An 18,717-nucleotide genomic window follows, 5' to 3' on the forward strand; every position below is an offset into this window, starting at 1 on the left:
ACAGGGGCGCTAATTCTGGTATTGGCTGAGCAACCGTTCCATCCGCGCATCCATCCGGCGCTTGATCTCGGTTTCGATATGCGGGGCGAAGTCGTCGATCACGTCTTGCATGATCAGTTGCGCGGCGGCGCGCAGTTCGTTGTCCAGGTGCAGCAGCAAGGCATCCGGGGTTTTTTCGGCAGGCGCGGTAGCGGGTGCCGCTTCGACAACCGGTGGGGCCGGCGCAGGTTGCGGTTCGAGCGGTTCAACCGGCTTGGCGCCGACCATGTCGAACAACAAGGGGATCTGCACGTCGCCATTGACGGTTTCTGTCAATAACGGCGGTTGAAGGTTGTCATCACCCAGCAACTGACGGATCGACTCCAGGTCGTCCAACAGGTGGTCGTCTTTTTTTAGCGTGTTCGGGGTGTCCATCATGCACTCAAAGTCGTTGTAGCCGGTGATCCTGCAAAGGATAGCCCTGTTCGCGATAGAAACGGAAACTCTCCCGCGCGGCCTGACGAATAGCCGGATCTTCCACCACCACTTCCGCCACACGGGCGAACGCCTTGGCAAAGGCCGGGACTTTCAGGTCGAGGTTGACCAGCAGGTCATGGTGATCGCCGCAGCTGTCGCCCACGCCCAGGACCACCTGGCCGTCGGGTTCAGCTTCTGCGGGGCCGTGGGGCACGAAACTTTCGCCCTTGAAGCGCCACAGGCGTGCGTCGAGCTCGTCGCGTTGGGCGGCATCGCTGCAATGCAGGTAGATGCGGTGGCCCATGCGCCAGGCTTTTTCGGTGAGTTTGCAGGCAAAGTCCAGGCGCGCGAGCGGATCGGCGCTGGGCAGTATATAGAAGTCAACTTGGGTCATTGCGGTTCCTGGAGCCCGAGGCGGCGGTAACGCCGCCCCGGAGTCACGGTTTTCAGGCCTTGGCGCGATCCAGCAGGTACTGGGTCAGCAGAGGCACCGGACGGCCGGTAGCGCCCTTGTCCTTGCCGCCGCTGGTCCAGGCGGTGCCGGCGATGTCCAGGTGCGCCCAGTTGAAGTTCTTGGCGAACCGCGACAGGAAGCAGGCTGCAGTGATGGTGCCGGCTTTCGGGCCGCCGATGTTGGCGATGTCGGCGAATGGGCTGTCCAGCTGTTCCTGGTACTCATCGAACAGCGGCAGTTGCCAGGCGCGGTCGTCGGCGGCCTTGCCGGCGCTGAGCAGTTGCTCGATCAACTCGTCGTTGTTGCCCAGCAGACCCGAAGTGTGGGAACCGAGAGCAACGATGCAGGCACCGGTCAAGGTGGCGATGTCGATCACCGCCTGTGGCTTGAAGCGTTCGGCGTAGGTCAGCGCATCGCACAGTACCAGGCGGCCTTCGGCGTCGGTGTTGAGGATTTCGACGGTCTGGCCGCTCAGGGTGGTGACGATATCGCCCGGACGGGCCGCGCCGCCGCTCGGCATGTTCTCGGCGCAGGCCAGGATGCACACCAGGTTGATCGGCAGCTTGAGCTCCAGCACCGCGCGCAGGGTGCCGAACACGCTGGCGGCGCCGCCCATGTCGTACTTCATCTCATCCATGCCCAGGCCCGGCTTGAGGCTGATGCCGCCGGTGTCGAAGGTGATGCCTTTACCGACCAGGGCGTAAGGCTTCTCGGCCTTCTTGCCGCCGTTGTATTGCATCACGATCAGGCGTGGCGGCTGGTCGCTGCCCTGGCCGACCGCATAGAACGAGCCCATGCCCAGTTCCTTGATCTTCTTCTCATCCAGCACTTCGACTTTCAGGCTTTTGAATTCCTTGCCCAGCGCCTTGGCCTGCTCGCCCAGGTAGGTCGGGTGGCAGATGTTCGGCGGCAGGTTGCCGAGGTCGCGGGTGAACGACATGCCGGCGGCGATGGCCTGGGCGTGGCTCACGGCGCGTTCGACTTCGGCCTGGGCGGCCTTGATGGTCAGCAGGGTGACTTTCTTCAAAGCACGCGGTTCGGCTTTCTGGCTCTTGAACTGGTCGAAGATGTAGCCGCCGTCGAGCAGGCTTTCGGCCAGCAGGCGGGTCTTGCCGTAGCTGTCACGGCCCTTGACCACGATTTCATCGAGTGCCAGCGTCGCGTCGCTGCCGCCCAGGCCCTTGAGGGTGGTGAGAATGCCGCTGATGATCTTGCGGAACGGGCGGTCGCCGAGTTCGGCGTCCTTGCCCACGCCCACCAGCAATACGCGCTCGGCCTTCAGGTTCGGCAGGCTTTGCAGCAGCAGGCTCTGGCCGACCTTGCCGGCCAGGTCGCCGCGCTTGAGGACCGCGCTGATGGCGCCGCCGCTCAGTTCGTCGAGTTGTTTGGCCGCAACGCCGAGCTTGCGGCCTTCGCCGACAGCGACCACGAGGGTGGCGGTTTTCAACGTTTCGGGGCTAACGCTTTTTACAACCAATTCCATGTTCGGGTCCCTTATAAAGGTCTGTGAGCCTGGAGTCTGTGTGCTCCGGCTTTTAAAGCCTGGCAGCCGTGTAAACCGCCAGCGACAAAGGCCGCAGTTTGAACCTCGGCGGCGGAGCCTGACAACCCTTGCCGCAGGCTTTGTGTACGCGCATGAGTAAGCTCCGTGACAGGCGCGGTCAATCACAGGATAATGCGCAATCTTTTTAGCCGGCCTGTTTAAACGGGCCGACTCGTTATGCTTGCTTGTTTGGCCGCCTTAGCCTGACAACCCTGGAGTGTCTGGTTTGATTGTCTTCCGTTATCTGTCCCGCGAAGTCCTGTTGACCCTGAGTGCCGTGAGCGCGGTATTGCTGGTCATCATCATGAGTGGTCGTTTCGTCAAGTTCCTTGCCCAGGCGGCTTCTGGCGCCCTGGATCCGGGCTCGCTGTTCTTGATCATGGGCTTTCGCCTGCCAGGCTTTCTGCAGCTGATTCTGCCGCTCGGCCTGTTCCTCGGCATTCTTCTGGCCTACGGCCGGTTGTACCTTGAAAGTGAAATGACTGTGCTTTCGGCCACCGGCATGAGCCAGCAGCGTCTGCTGGCCATGACCATGGTGCCGGCCGCCGGTGTTGCCCTGCTGGTGGCCTGGTTGAGCATGAGCCTGGCGCCGCAAGGTGCCATGCAGTTCCAGTTGCTGCTGAACAAACAGGACGCGATGACTGAGTTCGACACCCTCGAGCCCGGGCGCTTTCAGGCACTCAACGACGGCACGCGGGTGACCTACACCGAAACCATGACCGATGACCGCGCCAACCTCGGCGGCGTGTTCATTTCCCAGAAAAACCTTGGGCAGAACCAGAAAGACCGTGGCATTTCTATTCTGGTGGCCGACAGCGGCCGGCAGGAAGTTCGCCCCGACGGCAGCCGTTACCTGATCCTGGAAAATGGCTATCGCTATGACGGCAGCCCGGGCCTGGCGGATTATCGGGCAATCAAATACGACACTTATGGCGTAATGCTGGCTCGTCCTGATATCAGCGAAGAAGTCACCGACCGCGATGCACTCCCGACGTCGTCGCTTTTCGGCAGCCCGGAACTGCGCTCCATCGCCGAGCTGCAATGGCGTATTTCCCTGCCGTTGCTGGTGTTCATCGTGACGCTGATGGCCGTGCCGCTGTCCCGCGTCAACCCGCGCCAGGGCCGCTTCCTCAAGCTGCTGCCGGCGATCCTGCTGTACATGGCCTACCTGACCATCCTGATCTCCGCCCGTGGTTCCCTGGAAAAGGGCAAGCTGTCGCCGACCCTGGGCCTGTGGTGGGTACACGGGGTCTTCCTGATGATCGGCCTCGGGCTGCTCTACTGGGAACCTATACGTCTGAAAATGAAGAGCCGTCGTGGCCAGAAGGAGTTGGCTCGTGGCTAAGCTCGATCGCTACATCGGTAGCAGCGTACTGATCGCCATCCTGGCGGTGTTGGGCATCATTCTCGGGCTGGCGTCGTTGTTCGCCTTCATTGATGAAGTGGGCAACGTCACCGACACCTACACCGTGACGGACGTATTGAGCTTCGTGGCGCTGACCGCCCCGCGTCGTCTCTACGAAATGATGCCGATGGCCGGGTTGATCGGCTGCCTGATCGGCCTGGGCGGCCTGGCCAGCAACAGCGAGCTGACGATCATGCGTGCGGCCGGGGTTTCCATCGGCCGTATCGTCTGGGCCGTCATGAAACCGATGCTGTTGCTGATGGCGTGCAGCGTGCTGATCGGCGAGTACGTGGCGCCACCGTCCGAAGCCACTGCCCAGGCCAATCGTGCCCTGGCCCAGGGTTCGGGCGATGCACAAAGCGCCAGGCACGGCCTGTGGCACCGTCAGGGTGATGAATTCATCCACATCAACGCCGTGCAGCCCGACGGCCTGCTGATTGGTGTGACGCGCTACACGTTCGACAAAGAACGCCACATGTTGTCCTCCAGTTTCGCCAAGCGCGCGCAGTACAGTGCTGAGAAATGGACGCTGAGTGATGTCACCACCACTTACTTCCGCAATGTGGGCCAAGGCATCAAGGCCAGCACCGAAGTGATCAGTGTGCCGACCGAGCAATGGGACATCGCCCTGAAGCCGGAACTGCTCAGCACCGTGGTCATGATCCCGGAAGCCCTGCCGATCTCCGGTTTGTGGAGTTATATCCACTACCTCAAGGATCAGGGCCTGAATAACGGCCGTTACTGGCTGGCGTTCTGGGTCAAGGTGCTGCAGCCGGTGGTCACCGCCGCGCTGGTGCTGATGGCGATCTCGTTCATCTTCGGCCCGTTGCGCTCCGTGACCCTCGGTCAGCGGGTCTTCACCGGCGTTCTGGTGGGCTTCGCGTTCCGGATCGCCCAGGATTTGCTTGGCCCGTCGAGCCTGGTGTTCGGCTTCTCGCCGCTGTTTGCGGTGCTGGTGCCGACCGCCATCTGCGCCCTGGCCGGGTTCTGGCTGCTGCGCCGCGCCGGGTGAGCCTGCGCTTATGAGCAAAAAATGCCCCGTTCGAGAGATCGGGGCATTTTTGTTCTGGTCAGCAAAGATGACGTCCTGCCCGAGCATCAGGTACAATTCCCGGCTATTTTTCAGCGGGCAGTCTGCCTGCAGCCTTTTTGAGTGTTGATCCGTGAGTGATTTGAGTCATATCCGCAATTTCTCCATCATCGCCCACATTGACCATGGCAAGTCGACGCTGGCCGATCGATTCATCCAGATGTGCGGCGGCCTTGCCGAGCGTGAAATGGAAGCCCAGGTACTGGACTCCATGGACCTCGAGCGCGAGCGCGGGATCACCATCAAGGCCCACAGCGTGACTCTGTACTACACCGCCAAAGACGGTATCAAGTACCAGCTGAACTTCATCGACACCCCCGGCCACGTCGACTTCACCTATGAAGTCAGCCGTTCCCTGGCGGCCTGCGAAGGCGCGCTGCTGGTGGTGGACGCGGGGCAGGGCGTCGAAGCCCAGTCCGTGGCCAACTGCTACACCGCCATCGAGCAAGGCCTGGAAGTCATGCCGGTGCTGAACAAGATCGACCTGCCGCAGGCCGATCCGGACCGCGTGAAGGAAGAAATCGAAAAAATCATCGGCATTGACGCCACCGACGCCGTCGAGTGCAGCGCCAAGACCGGCCTGGGCGTCGACGAAGTGCTCGAGCGCCTGGTCAAGACCATCCCCGCGCCTACCGGCAACATCGAAGATCCGCTGCAGGCGTTGATCATCGACTCCTGGTTCGACAACTACCTGGGGGTTGTCTCCCTGGTGCGCGTGCGCCATGGCCGTGTGAAGAAAGGCGACAAGATCCTGGTCAAATCCACCGGCAAGATCCACCTGGTGGACAGCGTCGGTGTGTTCAACCCGAAGCATACTGCCACCGTTGATCTGAAAGCCGGTGAAGTCGGCTTCATCATCGCCGGCATCAAGGACATCCACGGCGCGCCGGTGGGTGACACCCTGACCTTGAGCAGCACCCCTGACGTCGACGTGCTGCCGGGCTTCAAACGCATCCAGCCGCAGGTCTACGCCGGCCTGTTCCCGGTCAGCTCCGACGACTTTGAAGACTTCCGCGAAGCCCTGCAGAAGCTGACCCTCAACGATTCGTCGTTGCAGTACACCCCGGAAAGCTCCGACGCCCTGGGCTTCGGCTTCCGTTGCGGCTTCCTCGGCATGCTGCACATGGAGATCATCCAGGAGCGCCTTGAGCGCGAATACGACCTGGACCTGATCACTACCGCGCCAACCGTTATTTTTGAGCTGTTGCTGAAAAACGGTGAAACGATTTACGTCGACAACCCGTCCAAGCTCCCGGACCTGTCTTCCATCGAAGACATGCGTGAGCCGATCGTGCGCGCCAATATTCTTGTGCCGCAGGAGCACCTGGGCAACGTCATTACCCTGTGTATCGAGAAGCGCGGCATCCAGCACGACATGCTGTTCCTCGGGACCCAGGTACAAGTGACCTACGATTTGCCGATGAACGAAGTGGTCCTGGACTTCTTCGACCGTCTCAAATCCACCAGTCGCGGCTATGCTTCGCTGGATTACCATTTCGATCGTTACCAATCGGCTAATCTGGTGAAACTGGATGTGTTGATCAACGGCGACAAGGTCGATGCCCTGGCACTGATCGTGCACAAGGACAACGCGCACTACAAAGGTCGACAGTTGACCGAGAAGATGAAAGAACTGATTCCGCGCCAGATGTTCGACGTCGCGATCCAGGCCGCCATCGGCGGGCAGATCATTGCGCGGACTTCCGTCAAGGCACTCAGAAAGAACGTACTGGCCAAATGCTACGGTGGCGACGTCAGCCGTAAGCGCAAGCTGCTTGAGAAGCAAAAGGCCGGTAAAAAACGCATGAAGCAAGTGGGCAACGTGGAAATTCCACAAGAAGCCTTCCTTGCGGTGCTCAGGTTGGATAGTTAGGTCCTATGTCGCTAAATTTCCCGCTGTTGCTGGTCATCGCCGTTGCCGTTTGCGGACTCCTGGCGTTGCTCGATCTGGTGTTCTTCGCCCCGCGTCGGCGGGCGGCTATCGCGTCCTATCAGGGCAGCGTCAGCCAGCCCGATGTCGTGGTGATCGAGAAGCTGAACAAAGAGCCTTTGCTGGTTGAATACGGCAAATCGTTCTTTCCGGTGCTGTTCATCGTGCTGGTACTGCGTTCGTTCCTGGTGGAGCCGTTCCAGATTCCGTCGGGGTCGATGAAACCGACCCTGGACGTGGGCGACTTCATCCTGGTGAACAAGTTTTCCTACGGGATCCGCTTGCCGGTGATCGACAAGAAAGTCATCGAGATCGGTGACCCGCAGCGCGGCGACGTGATGGTGTTCCGCTACCCGAGCGATCCGAACGTCAACTACATCAAGCGTGTGGTCGGCCTGCCGGGTGACGTGATTCGCTACACCAGCGACAAGCGGCTGTTCATCAACGGCGAGTCGGTGGCCGAGAAGCTGCTGGGCGCCGAGCCGAACACCCTGGGCAGCGCCGAGCTGTATCAGGAAAAACTCGGTGCGGTGGAGCACGAAATCCGCAAGGAAATGAGCCGCTACCGCGCGATGCCCGATGGCGAATGGAAAGTGCCGGCCGGGCACTATTTCATGATGGGCGACAACCGCGACAACTCCAACGACAGCCGCTATTGGGATGACCCCACCATTCCCAAGGACCTGCTGGGCATGGTTCCCGACCAGAATATCGTCGGCAAGGCCTTCGCGGTCTGGATGAGCTGGCCGGAACCCAAGCTCAGCCACCTGCCGAACTTCTCGCGGGTCGGGCTGATCAAGTAATACAGACGGCGCTGTGATCACAGCGCCGAATGCTTTTCTGGGGCTGGGACAATTTCCGGCCTCATGCAGCACCAATCAGGATTTGAATTTGAACACTGCGTCAATCGTCGATGGCCGCCGGTGCCACCAAACAGATATGGGTAAACCGTGAGCGTTTCTCTAAGCCGTCTCGAGCACCTGCTCGGCTACACCTTCAAGGACCAGGAACTGATGGTCCTTGCCCTCACACACCGCAGTTTTGCTGGGCGTAACAACGAACGCCTGGAATTCCTCGGTGACGCCATCCTCAATTTCGTTGCCGGTGAAGCGCTCTTCGAACGCTTCCCGCAAGCCCGTGAAGGCCAGTTGTCGCGCTTGCGTGCGCGGCTGGTGAAGGGCGAGACCCTGGCCGTGCTGGCCCGTGGTTTTGGCCTGGGCGAGTACCTGCGCCTGGGCTCCGGTGAGTTGAAAAGCGGCGGTTTCCGTCGCGAGTCGATCCTGGCCGACGCCCTTGAAGCGCTGATCGGCGCCATCTATCTGGATGCGGGCATGGAAGCGGCCAAGGCGCGCGTCACCGCCTGGCTGACGTCCGAGATCGAAAGCCTGACCCTGGTCGACACCAACAAAGATCCCAAGACCCGCCTGCAGGAATTCCTGCAGTCCCGCGGGTGCGAACTGCCACGCTACGAAGTGGTGGATATCCAGGGTGAGCCCCATTGCCGCGTCTTTTTCGTGGAATGTGAAATCACCTTATTGAATGAAAAAAGCCGAGGTCAGGGTGTGAGCCGTCGTATTGCCGAACAGGTAGCGGCCGCTGCAGCACTGATTGCCCTGGGCGTGGAGAATGGCCATGACTGATTCAACCGCAACACGCTGTGGCTATGTCGCCATCGTCGGCCGTCCCAACGTGGGCAAGTCCACGCTGCTCAACCACATCCTCGGCCAGAAGCTTGCGATCACCTCGCGCAAGCCGCAGACCACCCGCCACAACATGCTGGGCATCAAGACCGAAGGCGCCGTACAAGCGGTCTACGTCGACACCCCGGGCATGCACAAAGGCGGCGAGAAAGCCCTGAACCGCTACATGAACAAGACCGCCTCGGCCGCGTTGAAAGACGTCGACGTGGTGATCTTCGTGGTCGACCGCACCAAGTGGACCGACGAAGACCAGATGGTTCTCGAACGTGTGCAATATGTCACCGGCCCGTTGATCGTCGCGCTGAACAAGACCGACCGCATCGAAGACAAAGCCGAGCTGATGCCGCACCTGAGCTGGCTGCAGGAACAACTGCCGAATGCCCAGATCATGCCGATCTCGGCCCAGCACGGGCACAACCTCGAAGCCCTGGAGCGCGTGATCGCCGGCTACCTGCCGGAGAACGAGCACTTCTTCCCGGAAGACCAGATCACCGACCGCAGCAGCCGTTTCCTCGCCGCCGAACTGGTACGCGAGAAAATCATGCGCCAGATGGGCGCGGAGCTGCCGTACCAGATCACCGTCGAAATCGAAGAGTTCAAGCAGCAGGGCAAAACCCTGCATATTCATGCGCTGATCCTCGTCGAACGTGACGGCCAGAAGAAAATCATCATTGGCGACAAGGGCGAGCGCATCAAGCGCATCGGCACCGAAGCGCGCAAGGACATGGAATTGCTGTTTGATTCCAAGATCATGCTGAACCTGTGGGTGAAGGTGAAGGGTGGCTGGTCCGATGATGAGCGCGCATTGCGCTCCCTGGGTTACGGCGACCTGTAAGAACACCGCAGGGCAAAAAATGTGGGAGGGGGCTTGCCCCCGATAGCAGAGTGTCAGTCACTAAATATTTTGACTGAGCCACCGCCATCGGGGGCAAGCCCCCTCCCACATTAGGTTTGTGTCGTTTTCACTAGTGCATTCCAGCAACGAGAACCCATGTCCTCAACCCCGCCTCCCAGCCAGCCCGCTTACGTGCTGCACAGCCGCGCCTACCGCGAGACCAGCGCCTTGGTGGACTTCCTCACGCCCCAAGGTCGCCTGCGCGCGGTGTTGCGCAGTGCGCGGGGCAAGGCGGGCACGTTGGCGCGGCCATTCGTGGCGCTGGACGTGGAGTTTCGTGGCAAGGGCGAGCTGAAAAACGTCGGCCGCCTGGAAAGCGTCGGCAACTCTGCCTGGCTCAATGGCGAAGCGCTGTTCAGTGGCCTCTATCTCAATGAATTGCTGATCCGCCTGCTGCCGGCCGAAGACCCGCACCCGGCGGTCTTCGATCACTACGCCGCGACGCTGCTGGCCCTGGCCGAAGGCCGTCCGCTGGAGCCGCTGTTGCGCGCGTTCGAATGGCGCCTGCTCGACGACCTCGGCTATGGCTTCGAACTGAGTAACGACCTGCATGGCGAACCCATTGCCGCCGACGGCATGTATCGTCTGCAGGTCGACGCCGGCCTGGAGCGCGTTTACCTGCTGCAACCCGGCCTGTTCCAGGGCACCGAGCTGCTGGCCATGAGCGAAGCCGACTGGAGCGCCCCCGGCGCCTTGTCCGCCGCCAAGCGCCTGATGCGCCAGGCCCTGGCCGTGCATCTGGGCGGGCGGCCGCTGGTCAGTCGCGAGTTGTTTCGAAAGCCCTGACAACCCCGTGTATGCTGTGCAGCGTTTCTTTCCCCTTTTCAGGAGCGCTTCCGTGACCACCAGCAATCGCATTCTTCTCGGCGTCAATATCGACCACGTCGCCACGCTGCGCCAGGCCCGGGGCACCCGTTACCCAGACCCGGTCAAAGCCGCGCTGGACGCCGAAGAAGCGGGCGCCGACGGCATCACCGTACACCTGCGCGAAGACCGCCGTCACATCCAGGAGCGCGACGTGCTGCTGCTCAAGGACGTGCTGCAAACCCGCATGAACTTCGAAATGGGCGTCACTGAAGAAATGATGGCGTTCGCCGAGCGCATCCGCCCGGCGCATATCTGCCTGGTGCCGGAGACCCGTCAGGAACTGACCACCGAAGGCGGCCTCGACGTGGCCGGCCAGGAAGCGCGGATCAAGGCTGCGGTGGAGCGTCTGTCGCAGATCGGCAGCGAAGTCTCGCTGTTCATCGACGCCGACGAGCGCCAGATCGAAGCCGCGCACCGGGTCGGTGCGCCGGCCATCGAATTGCACACCGGGCGTTATGCCGATGCGACCACGCCGAGCGAAGTCGCCGCCGAGTTGCAGCGCATTATCGACGGCGTGGCCCAAGGTCTGCGTGAAGGCCTGATCGTCAACGCCGGCCATGGCCTGCATTACCACAACGTCGAAGCCGTGGCGGCGATCAAGGGCATCAACGAGCTGAACATCGGCCACGCGCTGGTGGCGCATGCGCTGTTCGTCGGTTTCAAAGGTGCGGTCGCCGAGATGAAGGCCCTGATCCTGGCCGCTGCCAAACACTAAAAATAATGAAGATCCAATGTGGGAGGGGGCTTGCCCCCGATAGCGATGTGTCAGTCAACTCATCTATAGCTGACCCACCGCAATCGGGAGCAAGCCCCCTCCCACATCAGTCCTCGGTGTTTTTGGCATGCGGCAATGCGAAGTCTTACTGTTTAGCCGTCGCAGGTGTATCGTATCTGCCCTTTGCAGGCCCCCGGCCCGCAGCAGATACGTGAGGTTGTTGTGTCCCGATCCTTTTCCCGTCGACAAATCCTGGGTGGTCTTGCCGGCCTGGCCGTAGTGGGCGTCGGTGCCGGTGGCGGCTACCGCTACTGGCTGGGGAAAGTCGCCGAGGCCGAGGCGGGACACGACTACAAACTGATCGCCGCGCCCCTCGATGTGGAACTGGTGCCGGGGCACAAGACCCAAGCCTGGGCGTTCGGCCCGTCGGCCCCCGGCACCGAGCTGCGCGTGCGCCAGGGCGAATGGCTGCGGGTGCGTTTCATCAACCACCTGCCGGTCGCCACCACCATCCATTGGCATGGCATCCGCCTGCCGCTGGAAATGGACGGCGTGCCCTACGTCTCGCAGTTGCCGGTGTTGCCCGGCGAATACTTCGACTACAAGTTCCGCGTGCCCGACGCCGGCAGCTACTGGTATCACCCCCATGTGAACAGCAGCGAAGAACTCGGCCGTGGCCTGGTCGGCCCGCTCATCGTGGAAGAGCGCGAACCCACCGGTTTCAAGCACGAACGCACCCTCAGCCTGAAAAGCTGGCACGTCGACGAAGAGGGCGCCTTTGTCGCCTTCAGCGTGCCCCGTGAAGCGGCGCGTGGCGGTACGGCCGGGCGCCTGTCGACCATCAATGGCGTGGCCCAGGCGGTGATCGATTTGCCGGCCGGGCAGATCACCCGTGTGCGCTTGCTCAACCTCGACAACACGCTGACCTATCGCCTCAATATTCCCGACGCCGACGCGCAGATCTATGCGCTGGACGGCAACCCCATCGAGCCGCGCCCCTTGGGCAAGGAATACTGGCTCGGCCCGGGCATGCGCCTCTGCCTGGCGATCAAGGCCCCGCCGGCGGGCGAAGAATTGTCGATCCGCAACGGCCCGGTGCGCCTGGGCACGTTCCGTTCGGTGGCCAACGCCGACGCGCCGAGCGCATGGCCGCCGGCGCTGCCCGCCAATCCGATCAGCGAGCCGGACCTGGCCAACGCCGAGAAACTCAACTTCAATTTCGAATGGGTCGGTTCGGTGTCGGTCAACGTCGACAACGGCAAACCGCCGAGCCTGTGGCAGATCAACGGCCAGGCCTGGGACATCACCGACAAGGCCTGCGCCGACCGCCCGATTGCCAGGCTGGAGAAGGGCAAAAGCTACATTTTCGAACTGAAAAACATGACCCAATACCAGCACCCGATCCACCTGCACGGCATGAGCTTCAAGGTGATCGCTTCGAACCGCCACACGGTGATTCCGTACTTCACCGACACCTACCTGCTGGGCAAGAACGAACGTGCCCGCGTCGCGCTGGTGGCGGATAACCCGGGCGTGTGGATGTTCCACTGCCATGTGATCGACCACATGGAAACCGGCCTGATGGCCGCCATCGAGGTAGCGTGATGCGCCAGTTTCGCCCCACGGCGATCATTGACCGCAGCCGCGACCAGGACTTCATGCGCGAAGCCCTGGCCCTGGCGGCACAGGGCGCGGCGTTGGGCGAAGTGCCGGTGGGCGCGGTGCTGGTGCAGGACGGTGTGATCATCGGCCGTGGCTTCAATTGCCCGATCAGCGGCAACGACCCCAGCGCCCATGCCGAAATGGTCGCCATCCGCGCCGCCGCCCAGGCGCTGAGCAACTATCGCCTGCCCGGCAGCACGCTGTATGTGACGCTGGAACCGTGCAGCATGTGCGCGGGCCTGATCGTGCATTCGCGCATTGCGCGGGTGGTCTACGGCGCACTGGAGCCGAAGGCGGGGATTGTGCAAAGCCAGGGGCAGTTTTTTACCCAGGGCTTTCTCAACCATCGGGTGCTGTTTGAAGGCGGGGTACTGGCCGAGGAATGCGGGACGGTGTTGAGCGAGTTCTTCAAGGCCCGCCGGGCTAAGCCGCCACTCTAAAGAACACTGATGAGCAAATGTGGGAGGGGGCTTGCCCCCGATAGCAGTGTGTCAGTCAGCTTATCTATAGCTGACCCACCGCCATCGGGGGCAAGCCCCCTCCCACATTTTTGATCTTCATTTTTTCAGGGAGATTGGGGTCACTTCCTGGCGATGATCACCGCCCGCATCGGCGCCGGCAGCCCTTCAATCGTCTTGCTGTGATCATCCGGGTCGAGGAAGTCACTCAGCGACTGATACTTCATCCACTCCGTCCCCCGCTGTTCTTCAACCGTGGTCACGCTCACATCCACGCAGCGCACCTCACTGAACCCGGCCCGGCGCAGCCACAGCATCAACGCTGGCACCGATGGCAGGAACCATACGTTGCGCATCTGCGCGTAGCGGTCTTCCGGCACCAGCACCTGTTGCTGATCGCCTTCGATCACCAGCGTTTCCAGCACCAGTTCACCGCCTTTGACCAGGCAGTCTTTCAGCGCCAGCAAATGCTCGATCGGTGAGCGACGGTGGTAGAACACGCCCATGGAAAACACAGTGTCGAAGCCTTCCAGGTTCGCCGGCAAGTCCTCGAACGGGAACGGCAGGTGCCAGGCGTTCGGCGCCGACAGGTAACGTTGCACCGCCTGGAACTGGCAGAAGAACAGCCAGTTCGGGTCCACGCCGATCACACTGTCGGCACCGGCGCCGAGCATGCGCCACATGTAATACCCATTGCCGCAGCCTACATCGAGAATGCGCTTGCCCTTCAGGTCCAGGTGCGGCGCGACCCGCGACCACTTCCAGTCCGAACGCCATTCGGTGTCCACATGCACGCCGAACAAGTGGAACGGGCCCTTGCGCCACGGGCACAGGCCCATCAATGCGCTGTGCATCTGCGCGCGCGTGGCGTCGTCGCAATCGCTGTCGAGGGTCAGGCCATTGAGCAAATCGACTTCGCTGGGCTGGATCTTCGGCAATGCATCCAGCGCGCTCTGCCAGCGCTCCAGGTCGCCATGCCCCTTTTCCATCTTGCTATCGAGTTGCGCTTGCAGGCCCTGGGCCCACACGGCCAGGGGAGTGCCGACCAGATGGCGGGCGAGGGGGGACAGATCAATCATGGCAAGGCAATCAACGAGGCAAAGTTAAGACACTGGAACCACGGCACGACTTTCGAGAACCCGGCCGCCAGCAGGCGTTCGCGGTGTTCTTCGAGGCTGTCGGGCTTCATGACGTTTTCGATGGCGCTGCGCTTCTGGGCGATTTCCAGCTCGCTGTAGCCGTTGGCGCGTTTGAACGCGATGTGCAGGTCGGTGAGCAGCGCGTGTTCTTCAAGGTCATTGAAGCGCAGCTTTTCCGAGAGGATCAGCGCACCGCCGGGCAACAACGCCTGGCGGATGCGCCCGAGCAACGCCAGGCGCTGATCGGGGGCGATGAATTGCAGGGTGAAGTTCAGCGCCACCACCGAGGCCGGCTGGAACTGCAGCGCGAGGATATCGCCCTCGATCACCTGGACCGGCAGCAACTCCTGGAACATCGAGTCCTGGCCATTGAGGTACTCGCGGCAGCGCTCGACCATCGCCGTCGAATTATCCACCGCGATGACGTGGCAGCCGTCGGTACGCACGTGGCGGCGCAACGCCTGGGTGACCGCGCCGAGGGAGGACCCCAGGTCGTACAGCACACTGTTGGGCTGGGCGAACTGCGCGGCGAGCACGCCGAGGTTTTCGACGATGGTCGGATAACCGGGCACCGAGCGCTTGATCATGTCCGGGAACACCCGCACCACGTCTTCGTTAAAGGCGAAGTCCGGCACCTGGGGCAGGGGCTGGGCGAATAGGCGATCGGGTTCTTTGCTCACGGTTGTTCCGGCGACGAGGGGGGAAAGGCGGGCATTTTAGCCAAGTTGCTCCTTGGATGCGCGGGTTGTCTGATGGAACGCCGAGGCGGTGATGCCCCACTGACCGAGCCAGTAAGTGGCGATCAGCAGATACGGCGCCGCGTCGAAGCTCAGCACAAAGCGATTGATACCGATCAGCGTGTCGGAAACCACAAACGATACGGCCCCCGCCGCCGCCAGTAGCGCCGAACGCTTGGGCACCGCGCTGCCCAGTCGCGCCAGCGCCCGCCAGAGCATCGCGCTGATCACCAAGGCGTAGACCACCACTGGAATCAGCAAGTCGCCGAGGCCATGGGCGATCAGGATGCTCAGCAGCATCGCGCCGACGCCCAGCGCCAGCACCAACGGCAGCCACGCCAAGCGTCGGCAGTCGCTGAAATAGGCTTTGAGGTACGCCAGGTGCGCGCACAGAAACGCGCCCAGGCCAAAGATAAACAAGTCGCCCGGCCACGCCAGCAGCACATCGCCGACCAGGGAGAAAATCAGCCCCAGGCTGATCCAGCGTCGATAGTCGCTCGGCGGCGCATCATGCAGCCAGCCCAGCAGCGCCAGCACCGGCAACGGTTTGACCAGCAGGCACAGTAACGCCGCGTGGACGGTCAGGCCGTAGATAAAGGTGCCGGCGCCCATCAACGCAAGAATCAGCCATGGCATATCAGTTCACCGTGATGGCGCAGTCGAACGTCTCGGCCGGTTCGGCTTCCGGTTCCCAGGGTTGCTGGGAGGTCAGGCGCAAACGGCCCTGGCCGGCCGCAAAGGCCTGGAAGCGCCAGGTGGACTGGCCGCCGCCGCCGACCACGCCGGATTCTGTGCTGCTGTAGACCTCGGGCCCCAGGGCGCGCAGCACGCCGCCGGCGGAATCCTGGATGGCCCAGCGGTAGCCGGTGGTGGGGTTGCTTGGCAGGGTCAGGATCAGGTTTTGTCCGTTTTTGAGCTGGAGCGGGCAGGCGCTCTGTTTTTCCACGCTGACGTTTTGCTGCGGGGCACTGGCGCACGCGGCCAGCAGGGCAAGGCTCAAGGGGAGAAGCAGGCGGGCAGCGGTCATGGAGGCTCCGTTGATGTGCGACGAAGGGCGAGCATAACCGAAGATGCGACAGGGTGTGACAAGAGGGCGGCGACGGACGCCATTGCGCGCAAGCCCGCTCCCACATCTTGGCCGCCTTCCAAAGGATGTACTCGGTCAAGTGTGGGAGCGGGCTTGCGCGCGATGACGCCCGCCCAAGCGCTAAAGGACGATCAGAACAGCACCTTGGCCACATCCGCAAAGCGCTTGGCGAAGTGGACGGTCATCCCTTCCTTCAGATACTCCGGCAATTCCTCAAAGCTGCCGCGATTCGGCTCCGGCAAGATCAACTCGTGAATCTTCTGGCGCCGCGCCGCGATCACCTTCTCACGCACCCCGCCAATCGGCAGGACATGCCCGGTCAGCGTCAGCTCGCCGGTCATGGCCACGCCTTTCTTCGGTGGCTGGTTGCGCGCCAGCGACAACAGCGCACTGGCCATGGTCACGCCAGCGCTGGGGCCGTCCTTCGGCGTGGCGCCTTCGGGGACGTGCAGGTGGACGAAGGCTTCATCGAAGAACTTCGGATCACCGCCAAACGATTTCAGGTTGGAGCTGACGTAGCTGTAGGCGATTTCAGCGGATTCTTTCATCACCTCACCCAACTGCCCGGTGAGCTTGAAGCCGCGATTGAGCGTGTGGATGCGGGTCGCCTCGATCGGCAGGGTCGCGCCGCCCATGCTGGTCCAGGCCAGGCCGGTGATCACGCCGACGCCGGACAGCACTTGTTCGTTGCGGAACACCGGGATGCCCAGGGAGCTTTCCAGGTCCTTGGTGCCGATCTTGATCACCGCCTCCGGCTCATCCAGCAGCTTGACCACCGCCTTGCGCACCAGCTTGCCCAGTTGTTTCTCCAACTGGCGCACCCCGGCTTCGCGGGCGTAGCCGTCGATCAATGCGCGCAGGGCGCCGTCGCTGATGGTCAGGCTGTTTTTCGACACGCCGGCTTTTTCCAACTGCTTAGGCCACAGGTGGCGCTTGGCGATGGCGACTTTCTCTTCGGTGATATAGCCCGACAGGCGAATCACTTCCATGCGGTCCAGCAAAGGGCCGGGGATCGAGTCGAGGGTGTTGGCGGTACACACGAACAGCACTTTCGACAGGTCCAGGCGCAGGTCCAGGTAGTGGTCGAGGAATTCGACGTTCTGTTCCGGGTCGAGGGTTTCCAGCAGCGCCGAAGCCGGGTCGCCCTGGAAGCTCTGGCCCATCTTGTCGATCTCGTCGAGCATGATCACCGGGTTCATCACTTCCACATCTTTGAGCGCCTGCACCAGCTTGCCGGGCAGGGCGCCGATGTAGGTGCGGCGATGGCCCTTGATCTCGGCCTCGTCGCGCATGCCGCCGACGCTGAAGCGATAGAACGGCCGCCCGAGGGATTCGGCAATCGATTTACCCACGCTGGTCTTGCCCACGCCCGGCGGGCCGACCAGCAGCACGATGGAACCGGCGACTTCGCCTTTATAAGCGCCCACCGCGAGGAATTCGAGGATACGACTCTTGATGTCGTCCAGCCCGGCATGGTGTTTGTCCAGGACCTTGCGCGCATGTTTCAGGTCGAGCTTGTCCTTGCCGTACACGCCCCACGGCACCGAGGTTGCCCAGTCCAGGTAGTTGCGCGTCACCGCGTATTCCGGCGAACCGGTTTCGAGGATCGACAGTTTGTTCAGTTCTTCATCAATGCGTTTCTGCGCCTGGGCTGGCAGCACTTTGCCTTCCAGGCGCTGTTCGAACTGTTCGACGTCGGCGCTGCGGTCGTCCTTGGTCAGGCCCAGCTCCTGCTGGATGACCTTGAGCTGTTCCTTGAGGAAGAATTCGCGCTGGTGCTCGCCGATCTTGCGGTTCACCTCGGCGGAGAGTTCTTTTTGCAGGCGCGCGACTTCAACTTCCTTGCGCAGCATCGGCAGGACTTTTTCCATGCGTTTGAGCATGGGCACGCAGTCCAGCACTTCCTGCAACTCATTGCCGGTGGCGGAGGTGAGGGCGGCGGCGAAGTCGGTCAGCGGCGACGGGTCGTTGGGGCTGAAGCGGTTGAGGTAGTTCTTCAACTCTTCGCTGTACAGCGGGTTGAGCGGCAGCAGTTCCTTGATCGCATTGATCAGCGCCATGCCGTAGGCCTTGACCTCATCGGTCGGCTCGGTCGGCTGGTGCGGGTATTCGACTTCCACCAGGTACGGTGGGCGATGGTGCTTGAGCCAGGTGCGAATCCGCACGCGGGTCAGGCCCTGGGCGACGAATTGCAGTTTGCCGTTTTCGCGGCTGGCGTGGTGGACCTTGACCAGGGTGCCGTACAGCGGCAGCGCGGAGGTGTCGAAATGCCGCGGGTCTTCGGGCGGCGTGTCCATGAAGAACAGGGCCAGGGAGTGATGGTCGGATTTGCTCACCAACTCCAGGGTTTCGGCCCACGGCTCTTCATTGACGATCACCGGCAATACTTGCGCCGGGAAGAACGGTCGATTGTGAATCGGGATGATGTAGACCTTGTCCGGCAGGTTCTGCCCAGGCAGGGCCAGGCCGGTATTGGACGAGTGAACCTCGGCGTTTTCAGGGTCGGCGTATTCGTTGGCGTCGTAATCGGGGGTATCTTGCTGGTCGCTCATGGGGCACCTGCATCAGGAAGTATGCAA

General features: G+C 62.0%; 18 protein-coding genes. 10 read left to right on the forward strand and 8 right to left on the reverse strand.

All coding sequences use genetic code 11. The features are described from left to right. Positions 1-9 precede the first annotated feature (9 nt). Genes PverR02_RS05625 through PverR02_RS05635 form a run of 3 tightly spaced genes read right to left on the reverse strand, consistent with a single transcriptional unit; the run spans position 10 to position 2,393 of the window. Entirely contained in the window at positions 10-414 is a 405-nt protein-coding gene (locus tag PverR02_RS05625; protein WP_046384590.1) for a hypothetical protein, read from the reverse strand. A gap of 7 nt (positions 415-421) precedes the next feature. Continuing rightward, positions 422-850 (reverse strand): DNA polymerase III subunit chi, encoded by a 429-nt coding sequence (locus tag PverR02_RS05630; RefSeq protein ID WP_017844538.1) that lies wholly within the window; start codon positions 848-850, stop codon positions 422-424. A 52-nt stretch (positions 851-902) separates the two neighbouring features. Continuing rightward, positions 903-2,393: a leucyl aminopeptidase gene (locus PverR02_RS05635; RefSeq protein WP_017844539.1), complete on the reverse strand. Its 1,491-nt coding sequence runs from the start codon at positions 2,391-2,393 to the stop codon at positions 903-905. 286 nt (positions 2,394-2,679) lie between these two features. Between PverR02_RS05635 and lptF the strand changes: the two genes are divergently transcribed. The 10 genes from lptF to tadA all read left to right on the forward strand — a co-directional run bounded on the left by lptF (position 2,680) and on the right by tadA (position 13,157). After that, the gene (lptF, locus tag PverR02_RS05640; protein ID WP_046384588.1) at positions 2,680-3,798 is read left to right on the forward strand and encodes an LPS export ABC transporter permease LptF; all 1,119 of its coding nucleotides are present in this window, start codon (positions 2,680-2,682) and stop codon (positions 3,796-3,798) included. Next, positions 3,791-4,870 carry an LPS export ABC transporter permease LptG gene (gene lptG, locus PverR02_RS05645; protein WP_079442916.1) on the forward strand — a complete coding sequence of 360 codons (1,080 nt, stop codon included), beginning with the start codon at positions 3,791-3,793 and terminating at the stop codon, positions 4,868-4,870. Before lptF ends, lptG begins: the two co-directional genes overlap by 8 nt. A gap of 151 nt (positions 4,871-5,021) precedes the next feature. Then, positions 5,022-6,821 (forward strand): translation elongation factor 4, encoded by a 1,800-nt coding sequence (gene lepA / locus PverR02_RS05650; RefSeq protein WP_017844542.1) that lies wholly within the window; start codon positions 5,022-5,024, stop codon positions 6,819-6,821. A 5-nt stretch (positions 6,822-6,826) separates the two neighbouring features. After that, positions 6,827-7,681 carry a signal peptidase I gene (gene lepB / locus PverR02_RS05655; RefSeq protein WP_046384586.1) on the forward strand — a complete coding sequence of 285 codons (855 nt, stop codon included), beginning with the start codon at positions 6,827-6,829 and terminating at the stop codon, positions 7,679-7,681. 147 nt (positions 7,682-7,828) lie between these two features. Further along, positions 7,829-8,518 carry a ribonuclease III gene (gene rnc / locus PverR02_RS05660; protein ID WP_046384585.1) on the forward strand — a complete coding sequence of 230 codons (690 nt, stop codon included), beginning with the start codon at positions 7,829-7,831 and terminating at the stop codon, positions 8,516-8,518. Further along, complete coding sequence (gene era, locus PverR02_RS05665) at positions 8,511-9,413, forward strand: GTPase Era (protein WP_003210432.1); 903 nt, start codon at positions 8,511-8,513, stop codon at positions 9,411-9,413. Before rnc ends, era begins: the two co-directional genes overlap by 8 nt. 156 nt (positions 9,414-9,569) lie before the next feature. After that, entirely contained in the window at positions 9,570-10,259 is a 690-nt protein-coding gene (recO, locus tag PverR02_RS05670; protein ID WP_017844545.1) for a DNA repair protein RecO, read from the forward strand. Between the two features lie 52 nt (positions 10,260-10,311). Beyond that, positions 10,312-11,055, forward strand: coding sequence for a pyridoxine 5'-phosphate synthase (gene pdxJ, locus PverR02_RS05675; RefSeq protein ID WP_017844546.1), 744 nt, complete (start codon positions 10,312-10,314; stop codon positions 11,053-11,055). A gap of 222 nt (positions 11,056-11,277) precedes the next feature. Beyond that, a complete protein-coding gene (locus PverR02_RS05680; RefSeq protein ID WP_079442917.1) occupies positions 11,278-12,660 on the forward strand; it encodes a multicopper oxidase family protein in 1,383 nt (460 codons plus the stop codon). Beyond that, the gene (tadA, locus tag PverR02_RS05685) at positions 12,660-13,157 is read left to right on the forward strand and encodes a tRNA adenosine(34) deaminase TadA (RefSeq protein WP_079442918.1); all 498 of its coding nucleotides are present in this window, start codon (positions 12,660-12,662) and stop codon (positions 13,155-13,157) included. The genes PverR02_RS05680 and tadA overlap by 1 nt, the downstream gene beginning before the upstream one ends. A 140-nt stretch (positions 13,158-13,297) precedes the next feature. Here the strand turns inward: tadA and cmoB are convergent, their stop codons facing one another. The 5 genes from cmoB to lon form a co-directional block, all read right to left on the reverse strand. Next, the gene (gene cmoB, locus PverR02_RS05690; RefSeq protein ID WP_046384583.1) at positions 13,298-14,254 is read right to left on the reverse strand and encodes a tRNA 5-methoxyuridine(34)/uridine 5-oxyacetic acid(34) synthase CmoB; all 957 of its coding nucleotides are present in this window, start codon (positions 14,252-14,254) and stop codon (positions 13,298-13,300) included. Continuing rightward, positions 14,251-14,994: a carboxy-S-adenosyl-L-methionine synthase CmoA gene (gene cmoA, locus PverR02_RS05695; protein ID WP_017844550.1), complete on the reverse strand. Its 744-nt coding sequence runs from the start codon at positions 14,992-14,994 to the stop codon at positions 14,251-14,253. Before cmoA ends, cmoB begins: the two co-directional genes overlap by 4 nt. A gap of 36 nt (positions 14,995-15,030) precedes the next feature. Then, entirely contained in the window at positions 15,031-15,687 is a 657-nt protein-coding gene (locus tag PverR02_RS05700) for a lysoplasmalogenase (RefSeq protein ID WP_046384582.1), read from the reverse strand. 1 nt (position 15,688) lies between these two features. Beyond that, positions 15,689-16,078 (reverse strand): protease inhibitor I42 family protein, encoded by a 390-nt coding sequence (locus tag PverR02_RS05705; protein WP_079442919.1) that lies wholly within the window; start codon positions 16,076-16,078, stop codon positions 15,689-15,691. 191 nt (positions 16,079-16,269) lie between these two features. Continuing rightward, positions 16,270-18,690 (reverse strand): endopeptidase La, encoded by a 2,421-nt coding sequence (lon, locus tag PverR02_RS05710; protein ID WP_079442920.1) that lies wholly within the window; start codon positions 18,688-18,690, stop codon positions 16,270-16,272. Positions 18,691-18,717: the final 27 nt, after the last annotated feature.

It is taken from the genome of Pseudomonas veronii (assembly GCF_002028325.1).
In the GTDB taxonomy this organism is placed as follows: Bacteria; Pseudomonadota; Gammaproteobacteria; order Pseudomonadales; family Pseudomonadaceae; genus Aquipseudomonas; species Aquipseudomonas veronii.

What these genes read in the sequence shown, in the direction of transcription:
- PverR02_RS05625 (WP_046384590.1), bottom strand. Translation starts at nt 414, where the DNA reads ATGGACACCCCGAACACGCTAAAAAAAGACGACCACCTGTTGGACGAC.
- PverR02_RS05630 (WP_017844538.1), bottom strand. Translation starts at nt 850, where the DNA reads ATGACCCAAGTTGACTTCTATATACTGCCCAGCGCCGATCCGCTCGCG.
- PverR02_RS05635 (WP_017844539.1), bottom strand. Translation starts at nt 2,393, where the DNA reads ATGGAATTGGTTGTAAAAAGCGTTAGCCCCGAAACGTTGAAAACCGCC.
- lepB (WP_046384586.1), top strand. Translation starts at nt 6,827, where the DNA reads ATGTCGCTAAATTTCCCGCTGTTGCTGGTCATCGCCGTTGCCGTTTGC.
- era (WP_003210432.1), top strand. Translation starts at nt 8,511, where the DNA reads ATGACTGATTCAACCGCAACACGCTGTGGCTATGTCGCCATCGTCGGC.
- recO (WP_017844545.1), top strand. Translation starts at nt 9,570, where the DNA reads ATGTCCTCAACCCCGCCTCCCAGCCAGCCCGCTTACGTGCTGCACAGC.
- tadA (WP_079442918.1), top strand. Translation starts at nt 12,660, where the DNA reads ATGCGCCAGTTTCGCCCCACGGCGATCATTGACCGCAGCCGCGACCAG.
- cmoB (WP_046384583.1), bottom strand. Translation starts at nt 14,254, where the DNA reads ATGATTGATCTGTCCCCCCTCGCCCGCCATCTGGTCGGCACTCCCCTG.
- PverR02_RS05700 (WP_046384582.1), bottom strand. Translation starts at nt 15,687, where the DNA reads ATGCCATGGCTGATTCTTGCGTTGATGGGCGCCGGCACCTTTATCTAC.
- PverR02_RS05705 (WP_079442919.1), bottom strand. Translation starts at nt 16,078, where the DNA reads ATGACCGCTGCCCGCCTGCTTCTCCCCTTGAGCCTTGCCCTGCTGGCC.
- lon (WP_079442920.1), bottom strand. Translation starts at nt 18,690, where the DNA reads ATGAGCGACCAGCAAGATACCCCCGATTACGACGCCAACGAATACGCC.